This is a genomic window from Pseudomonas sp. DW-iso17 (assembly GCF_058725345.1).
In genome coordinates, this window is the sequence record NZ_JBZXEA010000020.1 from 1 (window position 1) to 17,848 (window position 17,848).

Consider the following 17,848-nt stretch of genomic DNA (forward strand, 5'->3'; position numbering starts at 1 on the left):
TGTACGTAATCTGTCCACCTTCGTTAACAGCGTTAGGCGCTGTCAGCGTCACAGTCGTGGTGTTGTCGGTACCTGGTGTGTCCGTAACGGTGGTGTTCACCGCGGTAGTGCCAGGGACCAGGTTTTCGAAGTGCTCGCCGCCAGTGACGCCTTTGATGGCGGTGGTGACAGTCTGGTCGCCTTTGTACACATCGTCTGGCGCGATAGTGGTGATAGAACCACTCGACTGATTCACACCGATGGTGATGGTCTTGCCGTTATCGAGGGTGACGGTCAGCGGATTGGTGATGTTGGTCACCGGTGCGCCGTTCTTATCCACAAGGCTGGCGGTGTAGACGATATTGCCGCCTTCGCCGACGGTGGTAGTGGCGGTCAGGACCACATCGACTTTGTCGATGGTGTCGTTGATCGTGGTGGTGGCGCCGTTGCCTGCAACTTCCAGTTTTTCGAAGTTACCGCCAGTGGTCTCGGTGATCTGAACGGTCTGGCTGCTCTTATCGATAAACACGTCATCGGTCGGGGCGGGCACGGTCACAGTGCCAACAGTGTCGCCAGCCTTGATGGTGATCGAAGAACCGTTGTCGAGTTTCAGCGTTACGTCAGTGCCCGCTTTGTTGGAAAGCGTGGCGGTGTACGTGATCTGCCCACCTTCGTTAACGGCACTTGGCGCTGTCAGCGTCACAGTAGTGGTGTTGTCGGTACCCGGGGTGTCCGTAACGATGGTGTTCACCGCGGTAGTGCCCGGCACCAGGTTCTCGAAATGCTCGCCGCCGGTTACGCCTTTGATGGCGGTGGTGACAGTTTGGTCGCCCTTGTACACGTCATCAGGAGCAAGAACCGAAACGCTACCGCTCGACTGATTCACACCAATGGTGATGGTCTCGCCATTGTCCAAGGTTACGGTCAGCGGGTTGGTGATGTTAGTCACCGGTGCGCCGTTTTTATCCACAAGGCTGGCGGTGTAGACGATGTTGCCGCCTTCGCCAACGGTGGTAGTGGCGGTCAGGACCACATCGACTTTGTCGATGGTGTCGTTGATCGTGGTGGTGGCGCCGTTGCCTGCAACTTCCAGTTTTTCGAAGTTACCGCCAGTGGTCTCGGTGATCTGAACGGTCTGGCTGCTCTTATCGATAAACACGTCATCGGTCGGGGCGGGCACGGTCACAGTGCCAACAGTGTCGCCAGCCTTGATGGTGATCGAAGAACCGTTGTCGAGTTTCAGCGTTACGTCAGTGCCCGCTTTGTTGGAAAGCGTGGCGGTGTACGTGATCTGCCCACCTTCGTTAACGGCACTTGGCGCTGTCAGCGTCACAGTAGTGGTGTTGTCGGTACCCGGGGTGTCCGTAACGATGGTGTTCACCGCGGTAGTGCCCGGCACCAGGTTCTCGAAATGCTCGCCGCCGGTTACGCCTTTGATGGCGGTGGTGACAGTTTGGTCGCCCTTGTACACGTCATCAGGAGCAAGAACCGAAACGCTACCGCTCGACTGATTCACACCAATGGTGATGGTCTCGCCATTGTCCAAGGTGACGGTCAACGGGTTGGTGATGTTAGTCACCGGCGCACCGTTTTTATCCACAAGGCTAGCGGTGTAGACGATGTTGCCGCCTTCACCAACGGTGGTGGTGGCCGTCAGGACCACATCGACCTTGTCGATGGTGTCGTTGATCGTGGTGGTTGCGCCGTTGCCTGCTACTTCGAGTTTTTCGAAGTTGCCGCCGGAAGCGTCGGTGATCTTGACGGTCTGAGTGCTCTTATCGATGAACACGTCATCGGTAGGTGCCGGCACAGTTACGGTGCCGACGGTTTCGCCGGCTTTGATGGTGATCGACGAGCCGTTATCCAGCTTCAGCGTGACGTCGGTGCCGGCCTTGTTGCTCAAGGTCGCGGTGTAGGTGATCTGGCCACCCTCATTCGCTTCCGTCGGAGCTGTCAGCGTTACGGTAGTGGTGTTATCGGTGCCTGGTGTATCAGTAACGGTGGTGTTCACCGCGGTAGTGCCAGGGACCAGATTCTCGAAATGCTCGCCGCCGGTCACACCCTTGATAGCGGTGGTGACGGTTTGATCGCCTTTATAGACATCATCAGGAGCCAGAACCGAAACGCTACCGCTAGTCTGGTTTACGCCGATGGTGATGGTCTGGCCGTTATCCAAGGTGACGGTCAACGGGTTGGTGATGTTAGTCACCGGCGCACCGTTTTTATCCACAAGGCTAGCGGTGTAGACGATGTTGCCGCCTTCACCAACGGTGGTGGTGGCCGTCAGGACCACATCGACCTTGTCGATGGTGTCGTTGATCGTGGTGGTTGCGCCGTTGCCTGCTACTTCGAGTTTTTCGAAGTTGCCGCCGGAAGCGTCGGTGATCTTGACGGTCTGAGTGCTCTTATCGATGAACACGTCATCGCTAGGAGCGGGCACGGTCACAGTGCCAACCGTGTCGCCAGCCTTGATGGTAATCGACGAGCCGTTGTCCAACTTCAGCGTGACGTCAGTGCCCGCTTTATTGGAAAGCGTGGCGGTGTACGTAATCTGTCCACCCTCATTCGCTTCGGCCGGAGCGGTCAAGGTCACGGTAGTGGTGTTGTCGGTACCGGGTGTATCGGTAACGGTCGTGTTAACCGGGGTAGTACCTGGAACCAGATTTTCAAAATGCTCGCCGCCGGTCACGCCTTTGATGGCGGTAGTGACGGTCTGGTCGCCTTTGTACACATCGTCTGGCGCTACGGTGGTAATGGAACCGCTCGATTGGTTTACGCCGATGGTGATGGTCTTGCCGTTATCGAGGGTGACGGTCAGCGGATTGGTGATGTTAGTCACTGGTACGCCGTTCTTATCCACAAGGCTGGCGGTGTAAACGATATTGCCGCCTTCGCCAACGGTGGTAGTGGCGGTCAGGACCACATCAACTTTGTCGATCGTGTCGTTGATCGTGGTGGTCGCACCGTTGCCCGCAACTTCGAGTTTTTCGAAATTGCCGCCAGTGGTTTCGGTGATCTTGACGGTCTGAGTGCTCTTATCGATAAACACGTCATCGGTAGGGGCAGGCACGGTTACGGTGCCAACAGTGTCGCCAGCCTTGATCGTGATCGACGAGCCGTTATCCAGCTTCAAGGTGACGTCAGTACCGGCCTTGTTGCTCAAGGTCGCGGTGTACGTAATCTGACCACCTTCGCTCGCCTCGGTTGGAGCCGTCAGCGTCACGGTAGTGGTGTTATCGGTACCCGGTGTATCAGTCACAGTTGTGGTGACGTTATCGGTACCTGGGACCAGATTTTCAAAGTGTTCGCCGCCGGTTACGCCTTTGATAGCAGTAGTGACGGTCTGGTCGCCCTTATACACATCATCAGGAGCCAGAACCGAAACGCTACCGCTCGATTGGTTTACGCCAATGGTGATGGTCTGGCCGTTATCCAAGGTGACGGTCAACGGGTTGGTGATGTTAGTCACCGGCGCACCGTTTTTATCCACAAGGCTAGCGGTGTAGACGATGTTGCCGCCTTCGCCAACAGTGTTGGTGGCCGTCAGAACCACATCGACTTTGTCGATGGTGTCGTTGATGGTGGTGGTTGCGCCGCTGCCTGCCACTTCGAGTTTTTCGAAGTTGCCGCCGGTGGTTTCGGTGATTTGGACAGTCTGGGTGCTCTTGTCGATGAACACGTCATCGGTAGGCGCCGGCACGGTTACGGTGCCAACGGTTTCGCCAGCTTTGATAGTGATCGAAGAGCCGTTATCCAGCTTCAAGGTGACGTCGGTACCGGCCTTGTTGCTCAAGGTCGCGGTGTAGGTGATCTGACCACCTTCGTTCGCCTCGGTCGGAGCGGTCAGTGTCACGGTAGTGGTGTTATCGGTGCCTGGTGTATCCGTAACGGTGGTATTAACCGGGGTAGTACCAGGAACCAAGTTCTCGAAATGCTCGCCGCCGGTCACACCCTTGATAGCAGCAGTGACGGTCTGATCGCCTTTATAAATATCGTCTGGCGCCACGGTAGTAACGGTGCCGCTGGATTGGTTAACACCGATGGTAATGGTCTGACCGTTATCCAAAGTGACGGTCAACGGGTTGGTGATGTTAGTCACCGGCGCGCCGTTCTTATCCACAAGGCTAGCGGTGTAGACGATATTGCCGCCTTCACCAACGGTAGGAGTTGCCGTCAGCACCACATCAACTTTGTCGAGGGTGTCGTTGATCGTGGTGGTTGCGCCATTGCCTGCAACTTCCAATTTCTCGAAGTTGCCGCCAGAGGTCTCAGTGATCTGGACGGTCTGCGTGCTTTTGTCGATGAACACATCATCGCTAGGCGCAGGGACAGTTACGGTGCCAACGGTCTCGCCAGCCTTGATGGTGATCGACGAACCGTTATCCAACTTCAGCGTGACATCTGTGCCAGCTTTGTTGGAAAGCGTGGCGGTATACGTAACCTGCCCACCTTCGTTCGCCTCGGTTGGCGCTGTCAGCGTCACAGTGGTGGTGTCGATCGAATCGGTAATGGTGGTAATCGCTGGCGTGGTGCTCGGCACCAGGCTCTCGAAATTGCCGCCAGTCGTACTCGTAATCGTCGTACTGACGGTGCTGCCGTTGACGTAGACGTCATTAGCCGGCGTATCAACGACAACGCTGCCTGTCGATTCGCCGGCCTTGATGGTGATCACCGAGCCATTGCTCAAAGTGACGTTCACCGGCGTTTGCGCCGGGTTGGTCAGCGTGGCGGTATAGGTGATCTGGCCGCCTTCAGTCACGGTCGAACCTGCGGTCAGGGTGACGGTGGTGGCATCGATCGAATCGGTAATGGTCGTGACCGCAGGCGTGGTATTCGGTACCAGATTCTCGAAGTTACCGCCCGTTGCGCCCGTGATCGTGGTGCTGACGGTCGAGCCATTGTTGTAGACGTCGTTAGCTGGCGTATCAACCACAACGCTACCCGTCGACTCACCAGCCTTGATGGTGATCACCGAGCCATTGCTCAAAGTGACGTTCACCGGCGTTTGCGCCGGGTTGGTCAGCGTGGCGGTATAGGTGATCTGGCCGCCTTCAGTCACGGTCGAACCTGCGGTCAGGGTGACGGTGGTGGCATCGATCGAATCGGTAATGGTCGTGACCGCAGGCGTGGTATTCGGTACCAGATTCTCGAAGTTACCGCCCGTTGCGCCCGTGATCGTGGTGCTGATCGTCGAACCGTTGTTGTAGACATCGTTAGCCGGCGTATCAACGACAACAGTGCCTGTCGACTCACCAGCCTTGATGGTGATCACCGAGCCATTGCTCAAGGTGACGTTCACCGGGGTCTGCGCTGGATTGGTCAGGGTGGCGGTGTAGGTGATCTGGCCGCCTTCGGTCACGGTCGAACCAGCGGTCAGGGTGACGGTGGTGGTGTCGATGGTGTCGGTGATCTGCGTCACGGCCGGGTTAGGGTCGATGGTCAATACCAGGTTGCCGCCGCCGGTGGTACCGGTAACGCCGACGCTTATCTGGCCCGGGTCGATGTACGGGCTGTCATTGGGGGCCAAGGGCACATTGACGGTGCCGGTCAACTGGCCCGACGGGATGGTAATCACCGCGCCATTGGTCAAGGTGACGGTCAGGTCACTGGTGGATGGCCGGGTCACGGTAGCGGTGTAGGTCAGCACGCCGCCCGCTTCGGTGATGGTCGGCGTCGCGCTCAGGGTCAGGGTCGAAGGCTGCAGCACTTGGTTACCCGAGTCTGCCGAGCCTGGTGCTCCGCTCAGGGCGTTGAGTGCCGAAGTGCCTTGGCCGATGGGTGCGGTGGGGAAGCCGATGGTCGGGTCTACACGGCCGGCGGTCGCGTCCAGCACCACGAAGCTGTGGCCGCCCCCGGCAGCACCATTACCGGCAGCGTTTGCGCCGGCGGCAGTGGCTTCCAGGTCGGTGGTCGGGTCGGCGCCGGCGGCGATGGCTTGTTGCAGCTCGGCCACCGAGGGTGCGGCTTGCTCGCTGGCCGCTGCCAGGTCGGCGGTGGAGTCCGGCATATCGGCGCTCCACTGGGTGTCCCGGCCCAGGTCCAGGATGCGACCGTCGGCCAGTTCCAGGCTCACGGCGCCCGACAGACCGGTGTCGATCTGGTCGCCGGCAAACAGACGATCACCTTCTACAAGGACGCGACGGGCACCTTCCGGAGAAATTACGAAAACTTGACCAACAATGCTTTTGACGGTGGCAACAACACTGCTCATTAAAATTTTCTCCGGCGATCCGTTTCGACAAATCCATTTCGCAGCGCGCTATTAGCGCTGCCAATCTGGGGGCGTAGTCTATAAATGCATTGACGTCAAATATTTGGCTGGATTTTTTAGCTATCTAGTTTGTGCCAAACTATTGACCTTATGGGCGTCATCCTAAACAATCGCCCTAGTAATGTCACATTGATATTTATGCGGCGAACCGTCCTACATGTGTGAAGCAGTTCCGCTTTTCGAACTTTCCGACGTACGGTCATTACGGTAGCCATTATCCGACGCAGCGGTGCTAATCGCTGTGATTTAAGACAAGAAGTCTTGGGGAAATTTTAAATGCGTCTGCACCTGTTCAAGGCAATACCGTTCGCTCTCGCCGCCAGTTTCGTACAAGCCCAGACACTGCCCCAAGCCATGCAACAGGCATTGGATGTACACCCGGAAATCCAGGCGGGTGTTAACAGCCGCATCGCCGCCGATTACCAATTGCGCGCCGCACAAGGTGGCTACCTGCCGCGTGTCGATCTGAACGCCGGATACGGCCGCCAAGGAACCGACAACGCCACCACCCGCGCCAACAACCCTGGCGGCAATCACTGGGACACGCTCAATCGCGGCGAATCCAGCCTGCGCCTGCAGCAAATGATTTTTGACGGTTTTGCTACCTCCAGCGAAGTCGGGCGTCAACAAGCCAACGTTAATTCCCGCGCTTACTCCTTGCTGGGGACTTCCGAGCGCACTGCGCTGACCGTTGCCCAGGTTTACCTGGAAGTATTGACCCGCCGTGAGTTCGTACGCCTGGCCGAAGACAACCTGCGCAACCACGAGCGCATCTACGACCAGATCAAGTTGCGCACCGAGCGCGGCGTCGGCAACGGTGCCGACCAGGACCAGGCTGAAGCCCGCCTGGCCCAGGCCCGTAACAACTTGATCACCGAGCAGACCAACCTGGCCGATGCGCAGGTCAACTACCTCAGCGCCGTCGGCCAGATGCCCGACGAACTCGAGCGTCCGGCCCCGTTCATGGCCATGCTGCCGGCAGACCTGAATGAAGCCCGTCGCCAGATGCTCGACAACAGCCCGGTACTGCGTTCGGCCGAGTCGGATATCTCTGCCGCCGAGAAGCAGTACGACGCCGCCAAATCCACCTTCTACCCACGCTTTGACGCTGAGCTGGGCACCAACGCCGACAACAACGTCTCCGGTGACCCCAACCACAGCAATGGCTGGGAAGCCATGGTGCGCATGCGCTTCAACCTGTTCGCCGGTGGCAGCAACAAGGCCGACCTGCAATCGAAGTCCTACCAGGCCAACCAGGCGTTGGACATTCGCAACAACGCCTTGCGCCAACTCAATGAAGAGCTAGGCTTGGCTTGGAACGCCCTGAACAACGCCAACGCGCAATTGCCGGTTGCCCAGCAGTACGTGGATCACAGCACTCGCGTACGTACGTCCTACCAGCAACAGTTCAGCCTTGGTCAACGTACCCTGTTGGATTTGCTCGACAGCGAAAATGAATTGTTCACCGCTTCCCGCCGCCTGGAAGAAATCAAGAACATTCAGTTATTTACTCAGTACCGAATCAAGGCGACCATGGGCGAATTGCTCAAGAGCCAGGGAGTGGTTGCACCAATGGCCTCCGTCGTGCAGAACGACGTGAAACCTAAAGTCCAACTGCCTGGGATGAATTGAGCCACCCCAATAGCCCCATCTGTTAGTCGAGAGTGCCCGCGTGGAACCTGAAGTCAGTCGAGTTCATCTCAGTCATGATCCACGCGCACTGCACGACGACCCGTTACTCGACGGGTTGTTGGCGCTCTGCGCCCTGCATCAAAAACCGGCCAGTGCGGCCATGCTCACCACCGGCCTGCCGCTGCCTTCGCAACGGTTGAGTGCCGAGTTGCTATCGCGTGCCGCTGCGCGGGCCGGGTTGCAAGGCCGGCTGCTGCAACGCAAGCTGGAACAGATCCCGACCATTGCACTGCCGGCGCTGCTGTTGCTCAAGGACGGTCGCAGTACCGTGCTGGTGGGCTGGGAGGGCGAAGATCAAGCGCGGATCCTGCTCAGCGAAAGCGACGGCGGTGAAGTGCTGATCAAGCGCGAAGCACTGGCCGACGACTACATCGGCAAAGTCTTCTTTGCACAACCGCAGCACAAGTTCGACGTCAACCACGGCAGCCTGATTCCGCGGGCACGCTCGTGGTTCCGTGACACCCTCATGCGTTCACGCTGGCTCTACACCGACGCCATCGCCGCCAGCTTCCTGATCAACATCATCGCCATGGCCGCGCCGCTGTTCGTGATGAACGTGTACGACCGCGTCGTGCCGAACCAGGCCACCGCCACCCTGTGGGTGCTGGCCGTGGGTATCTGTGGTGCCTACCTGTTCGACCTGATCCTCAAGAGCCTGCGCAGCCTGTGCCTGGACCTGGCCGGTAAAAAAACCGACCTGATCATCTCGGCCACGCTGTTCGAGCGCATCGTCGGCATGTCCATGAAATACCGCCCGGCGCGGGTCGGCAGCTTCGCGCAGAACATCCACGAGTTTCAAAGCCTGCGCGACTTCCTCGCGTCGCTGACCCTCACCAGCCTGATCGACCTGCCGTTTACGCTGCTGATCTTCCTGGTCATCGCCATTCTCGGCGGGCACCTGGTGTGGATTCCAGTGTTGGCGTTCCCGCTCGCCCTGGGCATCGGCTACGCCTTGCAGAAGCCCCTGGTCGCGACCATGGAACGCACGATGGCGCTGGCCGCCGAGCGCCAGTCGAGCCTGATCGAAACCCTCGCCGGGCTCGATGCGGTCAAGGTCAACAATGCCGAAAGCGAGCGCCAGTATGGCTGGGAGCAGACCATCGGCACCCTTAGCCGGCTTGAGCTGCGGGTGAAGTTGCTGTCGGGCCTGTCGATGAACATGACCCTGCTGATCCAGCAACTGGCCGGCGTGATCATGATCGTGTTCGGCGTGTACCAGATCATCGACGGCAACCTCAGCATGGGCGGCCTGATTGCCTGCTACATGCTCAGTGGCCGCGCCTTGAGCCCGTTGGCCTCGCTGTCGGGCCTGCTGACGCGCTACCAGCAAGCCAAGGTCACCATGACCTCGGTGGACCAGATGATGGAGCTGCCCCAGGAGCGCAACTTCGAAGAGCGCCCCATGAGCCGTCGCACCCTGCAAGGCGCCATCGAGTGCCGGGGCCTGAACTTCACTTACCCGAACCAGCAGAACCTGGCGCTGAAGAACATCAACCTGGTGATCAAGCCAGGGGAGAAAATCGGCATCATCGGCCGCAGCGGCTCGGGCAAAAGCTCCCTGGCCAAGTTGATCGTCGGCCTTTACCAACCCGACTCCGGCTCCTTGCTGGTGGACGGCGTGGACGTGCGCCAGATCGACGTGAGCGAGCTGCGCCACAACATCGGCTATGTCGCCCAAGATATTCAATTGCTGGCCGGCACCCTGCGTGACAACCTGGTCAGCGGTGCGCGCTACGTCGAGGATGAAATGGTTTTGCAAGCTGCCGAACTGGCCGGCGTGCACGAATTTGCCCGTCTGCATCCCCAAGGCTACGAACTGCAAGTCGGCGAGCGTGGGCAGAACCTGTCCGGCGGCCAGCGCCAGAACGTTGCCCTGGCCCGTGCGCTGCTGCTCAACCCGCCCATGCTGCTGCTGGACGAACCCACCAGCGCCATGGACAACACCGGTGAAGAACGCTTGAAGCAACGCCTGCAAGCCGTGGTGCAAAACAAGACCGTGGTGCTGGTTACGCACCGAGCCTCACTGCTCTCTCTGGTCGACCGCCTGCTGGTGGTCGACCGTGGGCAGATTCTCGCGGACGGCCCGAAAGCCGTGGTCATGGAAGCGTTGAAGAAGGGGCAGATCAGTGTTGCTTAACTCCATCAAGAGTGCGGTCGGCCGCTACTTCAAAGGCTCCGATTCGCTGCAGGGCCAGCCGCTGCCCGAGGTCAACAAGGCGCTGATCGAAGATGCGCCACGGGTCATCCGCCTGACCATCTGGGCGATCATCGCGTTCTTTGTATTCCTGGTGGTGTGGGCCGGTTTCTCCCAGATAGACGAAGTGACCCGTGGCGACGGCAAGGCGATTCCGTCGTCCAAGTTGCAGAAAATCCAGAACCTGGAAGGCGGTATCGTCGCCGAGTTGTACGTCAAGGAAGGCCAGATCGTAGAGGCCGGCGCGCCGTTGATTCGTCTCGACGACACGCGGTTTGTCTCCAACGCCGGGGAAACCGAAGCCCTGCGCCTGGCCATGCAACTGCGCGTCGAGCGTTTGAGCGCGCAGGTGGATGACCGTCCGCTGAACATCCCTGACGAGGTGTTAAAGGCCGCGCCGAGCCAGGCCGCCAACGAGCGCTCCTTGTATGAAAGCCGCCGTCAACAGTTGAAGGATGAAGTGGGCGGTTTGCAGGAACAACTGGTACAGCGCCAACAGGAACTGCGCGAGTTCACTTCCAAGCAGGGCCAATACCGCAGCCAGTTGTCCCTGCAACGCCAGGAAATCAACATGTCCGAGCCGCTGGTGGCCCAGGGCGCGGTGTCGCCGGTAGAAGTGCTGCGCCTCAAGCGCGCCGAAATGGAAACCCGCGGACAGTTGGACGCTACCACTCTGGCGATCCCGCGTGCTGAATCGGCGATCAAGGAAGTGCAACGCAAGATCGATGAAACCCGCGGCAAATTCCGCAGCGAAGCCCTGACCCAACTCAACGAAGCCCGTACTGAACTGAACAAGGCCGAGTCCACCGGCCGCGCGCTGGAAGACCGGGTCAGCCGCACCCTGGTCACCTCGCCCGTGCGCGGGATCGTCAAGCAGTTGCTGGTCAACACCGTTGGCGGTGTGATCCAGCCGGGCAGCGACATGGTCGAAATCGTGCCGCTGGACGACACCCTGCTGGTGGAAGCCAAGATCCGCCCGCAAGACATCGCCTTCCTGCACCCAGGGCAGGAAGCGGTGGTCAAGTTCACCGCTTACGACTACACGGTCTACGGTGGCCTGAAGGCCAAGCTCGAACGCATCGGCGCCGACACCATCACTGATGAAGACAAGAAGACCACCTACTACATGATCACTCTGCGCACCGACCGCAGCCACTTGGGTACCGATGAGAAGCCGCTGCTGATCATCCCCGGCATGGTTGCTTCGGTGGATATCATCACCGGCAAGAAAAGCATCCTCAGCTATCTGCTAAAACCGATCATCAAGGCGCGGGCCGAGGCGTTGCACGAGCGTTGATCTTCAGCGCCTGTACCGACCTCATCGCAGGCAAGCCAGCTCCCACATTTGAATGGGTTCACAAATCAAAATGTGGGAGGGGGCTTGCCCCCGATGAGGTCGTCAGCATCACGCTACAGCTCAAACCAAACGCCATATCCATATGCGCTAACGGTATTTAAGCTTCCATCCTTATGCCTATAAATTCACTCCCCTGTCCGCCGGGAATGAATCAAATGTCTGCCACCACCGCCCTCCAAAGCTTCGACATCCACCCGTTCCCCGGCAGCGTCGGCGCCGAGATCATCGGCCTGGACTTATCCCGTCCAGTCAACGAGCAGGACTTCGCCCGCATCCACCGCGCACACTTGGACCATCACGTCATCGTGTTCCGCGACCAACGCATCACCCCCGAACAACAGATCGCCTTCAGCCGCCGTTTCGGCGTGTTGCAGATCCATGTGCTCAAACAGTTCCTGTTGGCCAACCACCCCGAGATCCTGATCGTCTCCAATATCATCGAGAATGGCCAATCCATCGGCCTGGGGGATGCGGGCAAGTTCTGGCATTCGGACCTGTCATACAAAGAACTGCCCAGCCTGGGTTCGATGCTGCATGCCCAGGAACTGCCATCTGAAGGCGGCGACACTCTGTTCGCCGATATGCACAAAGCCTGGGAGCACTTGCCAGGCCACCTGCGCAACGCCGTCGAAGGCCGCAGCGCCGCGCATTCCTACACGGCGCGCTACAGCGAAACCAAATTCGAAGGCAACTGGCGCCCAACCCTCACCCCGGAACAGCTCGCCCAGGTTGCCGAAGTGGTGCATCCGGTGGTGCGCACCCACCCGGAAAACGGCCGCAAGGCGCTGTTCGTCAGCGAGGGCTTCACCACCCGTATCGTCGGCCTGCCCGATGATGAAAGCCGTGACCTGCTGGCCCAGCTCTACGCCCATAGCGTGCTGCCGGAAAACATCTACCGCCACCAGTGGCAGCCCCACGACCTGGTGTTCTGGGACAACCGCTCGCTGATCCACCTGGCCGCCGGGTGCCCAAGCCACCTGCGGCGCAAATTGTTCCGCACCACCATTCAGGGTGACGCGCCTTTCTAACCCGATAAAGCCTGCTAGGATTGCGCCCAGTTCACTCCCAACGAACCACGAGTGCTTGGCATGCAACTACCGGACATGAACCTGCTGGTCGCCCTCGACGCGTTGCTCGACGAGGGCAGCGTGGTGGGCGCCGCGCGGCGGATGAACCTCAGCCCGGCCGCCATGAGCCGCACCCTCACGCGTATTCGCGAAGCGGTCGGTGACCCGATCCTGGTACGTGCCGGCCGTGGCCTGGTGCCGACGCCCAAGGCGCTTGAGCTGCAAGGCCAGGTGCGCAATGTGGTGGAGCAGGCTGCGTTGTTGTTCCGTTCGGCGGACCAAGTCGATTTGAGCACCTTGCGCCGTCGTTTCAGCGTGCGTGCCAATGACTTTTTCATCGGCGTGTATGGCGGGCGACTGTTCGACACCATGGAGCGTGTGGCGCCGTTGTGTGAGCTGCGCTTTGTGCCCGAAGGCGACACTGACGATGAAGCCCTGCGCGAAGGGCGGTTGGACTTGCGGGTGAGCAACACCATGCCGGCCAGCCCGGAAGTGAAGGTGCAGAACCTGTTCTCCACCACCTTTGTCGGTCTGGCGCGGCAAGACCACCCGTTGTTCGACGAAGAAATCACGGCGGCACGCTTTGCCAGCTACTCCCACATCAGCATCTCCCGGCGCGGCATCGCCCGTGGGCCCATCGATACTGCGTTGAATGCTCAGGGCCTGGAGCGCCGGGTGGCCATGATCGCCCCAGGCTTTCACGGTGCGATGTTCATGCTGCCCGATTCCGACCTGCTGTTGCCGGTACCCAAGGAAGCCCTCCTGAGCGCCAAGCGTCTGAACCTGCCACTGCGCGCATTTGCCTTGCCGATTCCACTGCAAACCCTGGTTCTGGCCCAATCCTGGCACCCACGCTTCGACAAAGACCCGGCCCATAAGTGGCTGCGCGAAACCATGCGCGAGAGCTGTCATGCCACCTGGCTAGAAGCCCAGCCGGTATAAAGCGAACGCAATCAATGTGGGAGCTGGCTTGCCTGCGATAGCGGCGCGTCAGACAACACATTTTCATCTGTCAGGCCGCAATCGCAGGCAAGCCAGCTCCCACAGGGTTCAGTGTTGATGTTCAAAGTTGCGTCTGACGCACTTATAACCTGCTAACAAGTAACTTTTTGTCATGAGAGTGCCTGATTAAACTGCTCGGGTATTTCTTATTCCGAGTTACCTGTTCATGACGTCCCTCGCTGCCCCCGTCCTCCAGGCCGCAGCCAAACCTACGGCTCTGAGCCCACCCGTATTCGGCCCGCGCATCATCATCGGCTTGCTCGGCGTATTGCTGGCGGTACTGGTCTCCGGTCTCAACGAAATGGTCACCAAGGTCGCCCTCGCCGATATCCGTGGTGCGCTATACATCGGCTTTGATGAAGGCACCTGGCTGGTCGCCGCCTACACCGCCACTTCCGTGGCAGCCATGGCGTTTGCGCCGTGGTGTTCGGTGACGTTTTCCCTGCGCCGTTTCACGCTGTGCGCCATCGGCTTGTTCACCGTGCTGGGCATCCTCTGCCCGTTCGCACCCAACTACGAAAGCCTGCTGCTGCTGCGTACCGTGCAAGGTCTGGCCGGTGGCGCGCTGCCGCCGATGCTGATGACCGTGGCACTGCGTTTCCTGCCGGCCAACGTCAAGCTGTATGGCTTGGCCGGTTACGCACTGACCGCCACCTTCGGCCCCAGCCTGGGCACGCCGCTGGCGGCGTTGTGGACCGAATACGTCGGCTGGCAGTGGGCGTTCTGGCAGATCGTCGCGCCGTGCCTGCTGACCATGGCGGCCGTGGCCTACGGTTTGCCACAAGACCCACTGCGCCTGGAGCGCTTCAAGCAGTTCAACTGGCGTGGTTTGCTGTTGGGCTTCCCGGCGATTTGCATGCTGGTGATCGGCCTGTTGCAAGGCAATCGCCTGGACTGGTTCGAGTCGGGCCTGATTACCTTCCTGCTGTGTGGCGGCACAGTGTTGCTGGCGCTGTTCATGCTCAACGAATGGTCACAGCCACTGCCCTTCTTCAACTTGCAGATGCTCGGCCTGCGCAACCTGGCGTTTGCCTTGATCGTGCTGGCCGGCGTGCTGATGGTGCTGACCTCGGTGATCATCATCCCGTCCAGTTTCCTCGCTCAGGTTCAGGGCTACCGGCCGCTGCAGACCGCACCGGTGATGCTGCTGATGGCGTTGCCGCAGTTGATCGCGCTGCCGCTGGTGGCGGCGCTGTGCAACCTGCGCTGGGTCGATTGCCGCTGGGTGCTGGGCATTGGCCTGAGTATGTTGGTGCTGTGCTGCCTCGGCAGTTCCCACCTGACCTCGGCGTGGATTCGTGACGACTTTTATGGCTGGTACCTGCTGCAGATTTTCGGTCAGCCCATGGCCGTGCTGCCGCTGCTGATGCTGTCCACCGGCAGTATCCAACCCATCGAAGGGCCGTTTGCCTCGGCCTGGTTCAACACCGTCAAGGGCCTGGCCGCTGTGATCGCCACTGCGGTGCTGGATACATTGACCACCCAGCGCGGGCATTTCCATTCAACCATGTTAGTAGACCGCCTGGGCAATTCGCCCCTTGCCGACGCTGACGCGCCGGGCCTCGCCCACCGCTTGCACGAGCAGACCGTGGTGCTGACCTCTTCGGATCTTTACGTCGTCATGGCCGGTGTCGCGGTGGCGTTGATCCTGCTGATTTTCTGGATGCCCACGCGGATCTTTCCGCCTCGCGCTCCGGCCTGACCACAAGGACTTTCCATGAAACGCAAAGATAAAATTGCCGTCTCCGTTATCGCCGTATTTGCCGTCGGTGTGCTGGTTTACCTGGTTGCGCCGGGCGTACTGGGCAGCAAGCACCAGACCACCAACGACGCCTTCGTCGCGGCGGATTTCACCCTGGTCGCTCCCCGCGTTGCCGGCTTCATCAAGGAAGTGCTGGTGGAAGACAACCAGCGTGTCAAAGCCGGGCAACTGCTGGCGTTGATCGACGACCGCGATTTTCGCGCCGCCGCCCAGGCCGCCGATGCCGACACCCTGGTCGCCCAGGCCCAGCTGAAAAACGCCAGCGCGACCCTGGAGCGCCAAAGCTCGGTGATCGCCCAGGCCCAGGCCACCGTGGCAGCAGATCGCGCCGAAGTGGCCTTTGCCGAACACGAACTGAACCGCTACAACCACCTTGCCGGCGTCGGTGCGGGCACCGTGCAGAACGCCCAGCAAGCCAAGACGCGCATCGACCAGGCTACTGCGCGCCTGGCTAAATCCACCGCCGTGCTGGCCGCCGAACGCAAGCAGGTGGAAATCCTCACCGCCCAGCGTGACGCCGCCGAAGGTGGACTCAAACGCGCCCAGGCCGCGCTGGAAATGGCCAGTTATCAGCTGTCTTACACGCGCATTGTCGCACCGGTGGATGGCATGGTCGGTGAGCGTGCGGTGCGGGTCGGCGCCTACGTGACACCGGGCAGCAAGATCCTTGCGGTCGTGCCGCTTTCTGAAGCCTATGTGGTGGCCAATTTCCAAGAGACCCAACTGTCGCATATGCACGCGGGGCAAGCGGTGCAAGTCAGCGTCGACAGCCTTGACGGCGAACTGCTCAAAGGCCATCTGGAAAGCCTTGCGCCAGCCACGGGAGTGACCTTCGCCTCGGTCAAACCCGACAACGCCACCGGCAACTTCACCAAGGTGGTGCAGCGTATTCCAGTGAAGATCGTGCTTGAGCCGAACCAGCCATTGACTGAGCGCCTGCGCGTGGGCATGTCGGTAGAAGCCAGCGTCGATACCCGGCCCGTCGAGCAGCAGCGTGAGGTGGCCCAGCAATGAAACACGTTGCCTGGCTCACCTTGAGCCTGATCACCCTGAGTGCCTGCACGGTCGGTCCCGACTTCCAGCGGCCCGAGAGCCCGCAGATCAATCAATGGAGCGAACCTCAGGGCCGACAAGCTGCCAGCCGTGCCGTCAGCGATCCCTTGCAGGAGCGCTGGTGGGACGTGTTCCACGACGCGCAGCTCTCAGCCCTGACACGCCGCGCCCTCAGCGATAACCTCGACCTGAAGTTGGCCAGCAGCCGCCTGCAACAGAGCCGCGCGGTACGTCAGGTAACCACCGCCGAGCGCTACCCGAATGTCGATGCGGGCGGCGGCTACCAGCGCAAACGTAACAGTGGCAAAGGCTTGAACGACCCCTCCGGCGAGAATGGCCGCGCAGCCTTCAACCAATGGGACATGGGCTTCTCGGCCTCTTGGGAGCTGGATTTCTGGGGCCGGGTCAAGCGTGAAACCGAAGCAGCCGACGCCACGCTGGAAGTTGCCGAAAACGACCGTCGCGCCGTGTTGTTATCGGTGCTGGCCGAGACTGCCCAGGACTATATCCAACTGCGCGGCGTCCAAAACACCCGTGCCGTCACCGAGCAAAACCTTGATGTTGCGCGCCACAGCCTCAAGCTCTCGCAATTGCGGTTGGCCGACGGCGTGGCCACCGACCTGGATGTGGCCGAAGCCGCCGCCCAGGTCGCGGCTATCGAAGCGCGCCTGCCGGATTTACAACAGCGCCAGGACCAATTGATCAACGCCCTTAGCCTGCTGATGGGCGAGCCGCCGCAGGCCTTGCACGCGCAGTTGTCCAAAGACGCTCCCGTGCCGCAAACCCAACGCCAGGTCGCGATCGGCCTGCCATCGGAACTCGCCGAGCGTCGCCCCGACATCCGCCAAGCCGAAGCCCGCCTGCACGCTGCCACTGCCAGCATCGGCGTGGCCAAGGGCGACTTCTACCCGCGCATCACCCTGTCTGGCAGCCTCGGCTCCCAAGCCATGCAGCTCTCGGATTTCGGCTCCTGGGGTTCCCGTGCCTTTGCCTTCGGCCCGCAGTTGAGCCTGCCGCTGTTCAACGGCGGGCGCCTGCAAGGCATGGTGGATTTACGCGAAGCCCAGCAACAGGAAGCGGCCCTGGCCTACCAGCAAACCGTGCTGCGTGCCTGGCATGAAATCGACGACCAACTGACCCGCTACAACGCCAGCCAACTGCGCCGCGACAGCCTCGCGGAAGCCGTGCGCCAGAACCAAATTGCGCTGACCACCGCCCAACACCAGTACGTCGAAGGCGTGGCGGATTTCGTCAACGTACTCACCGTGCAGAGTGCGTTGTTGGCGACTCAGGAACAGTGGGTGGAGAGCTCCACCGGCGTGTCATTGGCCATGGTCGGGCTGTACAAAGCGTTGGGAGGAGGGTGGGAGTCGGTGTATCCGTTGCAGGCCGCTGGGCGCTGAGTGAGAAAGAGTTTTTGTCAGTCGTCAAATAAGATGTAATGATAATTGCTCTCAATAACACTTCTGAG

9 protein-coding genes are annotated in these 17,848 nt (G+C 60.2%); 8 read left to right on the plus strand and 1 reads right to left on the minus strand.

Going from position 1 to position 17,848, the window contains the following annotated elements; genetic code table 11:
- On the minus strand, window positions 1-6,190 hold a 6,190-nt coding region (locus AC4PS6_RS14380; RefSeq protein WP_492180865.1), incomplete at its 3' end, for a retention module-containing protein.
- A gap of 336 nt (window positions 6,191-6,526) precedes the next feature.
- Here AC4PS6_RS14380 and AC4PS6_RS14385 point away from each other — a divergent pair.
- The 8 genes from AC4PS6_RS14385 (at window position 6,527) to AC4PS6_RS14420 (ending at window position 17,780) form a co-directional block, all read left to right on the plus strand.
- Window positions 6,527-7,882, plus strand: coding sequence for a TolC family outer membrane protein (locus tag AC4PS6_RS14385; protein ID WP_014716368.1), 1,356 nt, complete (start codon window positions 6,527-6,529; stop codon window positions 7,880-7,882).
- Between the two features lie 40 nt (window positions 7,883-7,922).
- Complete coding sequence (locus AC4PS6_RS14390) at window positions 7,923-10,079, plus strand: type I secretion system permease/ATPase (protein ID WP_019819525.1); 2,157 nt, start codon at window positions 7,923-7,925, stop codon at window positions 10,077-10,079.
- Entirely contained in the window at window positions 10,069-11,433 is a 1,365-nt protein-coding gene (locus tag AC4PS6_RS14395) for an HlyD family type I secretion periplasmic adaptor subunit (RefSeq protein ID WP_014716369.1), read from the plus strand. Before AC4PS6_RS14390 ends, AC4PS6_RS14395 begins: the two co-directional genes overlap by 11 nt.
- Window positions 11,434-11,648: 215 nt before the next feature.
- Window positions 11,649-12,521 carry a TauD/TfdA dioxygenase family protein gene (locus AC4PS6_RS14400; protein ID WP_014716370.1) on the plus strand — a complete coding sequence of 291 codons (873 nt, stop codon included), beginning with the start codon at window positions 11,649-11,651 and terminating at the stop codon, window positions 12,519-12,521.
- 60 nt (window positions 12,522-12,581) lie between these two features.
- On the plus strand, window positions 12,582-13,502 hold the full coding sequence (locus AC4PS6_RS14405; protein WP_003187445.1) for a LysR family transcriptional regulator: 921 nt from the start codon (window positions 12,582-12,584) through the stop codon (window positions 13,500-13,502).
- A 226-nt stretch (window positions 13,503-13,728) separates the two neighbouring features.
- On the plus strand, window positions 13,729-15,264 hold the full coding sequence (locus AC4PS6_RS14410; RefSeq protein WP_336827195.1) for an MFS transporter: 1,536 nt from the start codon (window positions 13,729-13,731) through the stop codon (window positions 15,262-15,264).
- A gap of 15 nt (window positions 15,265-15,279) precedes the next feature.
- Window positions 15,280-16,338 (plus strand): HlyD family secretion protein, encoded by a 1,059-nt coding sequence (locus AC4PS6_RS14415; RefSeq protein WP_014716373.1) that lies wholly within the window; start codon window positions 15,280-15,282, stop codon window positions 16,336-16,338.
- On the plus strand, window positions 16,335-17,780 hold the full coding sequence (locus AC4PS6_RS14420; protein ID WP_014716374.1) for an efflux transporter outer membrane subunit: 1,446 nt from the start codon (window positions 16,335-16,337) through the stop codon (window positions 17,778-17,780). The genes AC4PS6_RS14415 and AC4PS6_RS14420 overlap by 4 nt, the downstream gene beginning before the upstream one ends.
- The last annotated feature ends 68 nt before the right edge of the window (window positions 17,781-17,848 follow it).

Coding starts and splice junctions, on each gene's coding strand:
- AC4PS6_RS14385 (WP_014716368.1), top strand. CDS start 6,527: ATGCGTCTGCACCTGTTCAAGGCAATACCGTTCGCTCTCGCCGCCAGT.
- AC4PS6_RS14400 (WP_014716370.1), top strand. CDS start 11,649: ATGTCTGCCACCACCGCCCTCCAAAGCTTCGACATCCACCCGTTCCCC.
- AC4PS6_RS14405 (WP_003187445.1), top strand. CDS start 12,582: ATGCAACTACCGGACATGAACCTGCTGGTCGCCCTCGACGCGTTGCTC.
- AC4PS6_RS14410 (WP_336827195.1), top strand. CDS start 13,729: ATGACGTCCCTCGCTGCCCCCGTCCTCCAGGCCGCAGCCAAACCTACG.
- AC4PS6_RS14415 (WP_014716373.1), top strand. CDS start 15,280: ATGAAACGCAAAGATAAAATTGCCGTCTCCGTTATCGCCGTATTTGCC.
- AC4PS6_RS14420 (WP_014716374.1), top strand. CDS start 16,335: ATGAAACACGTTGCCTGGCTCACCTTGAGCCTGATCACCCTGAGTGCC.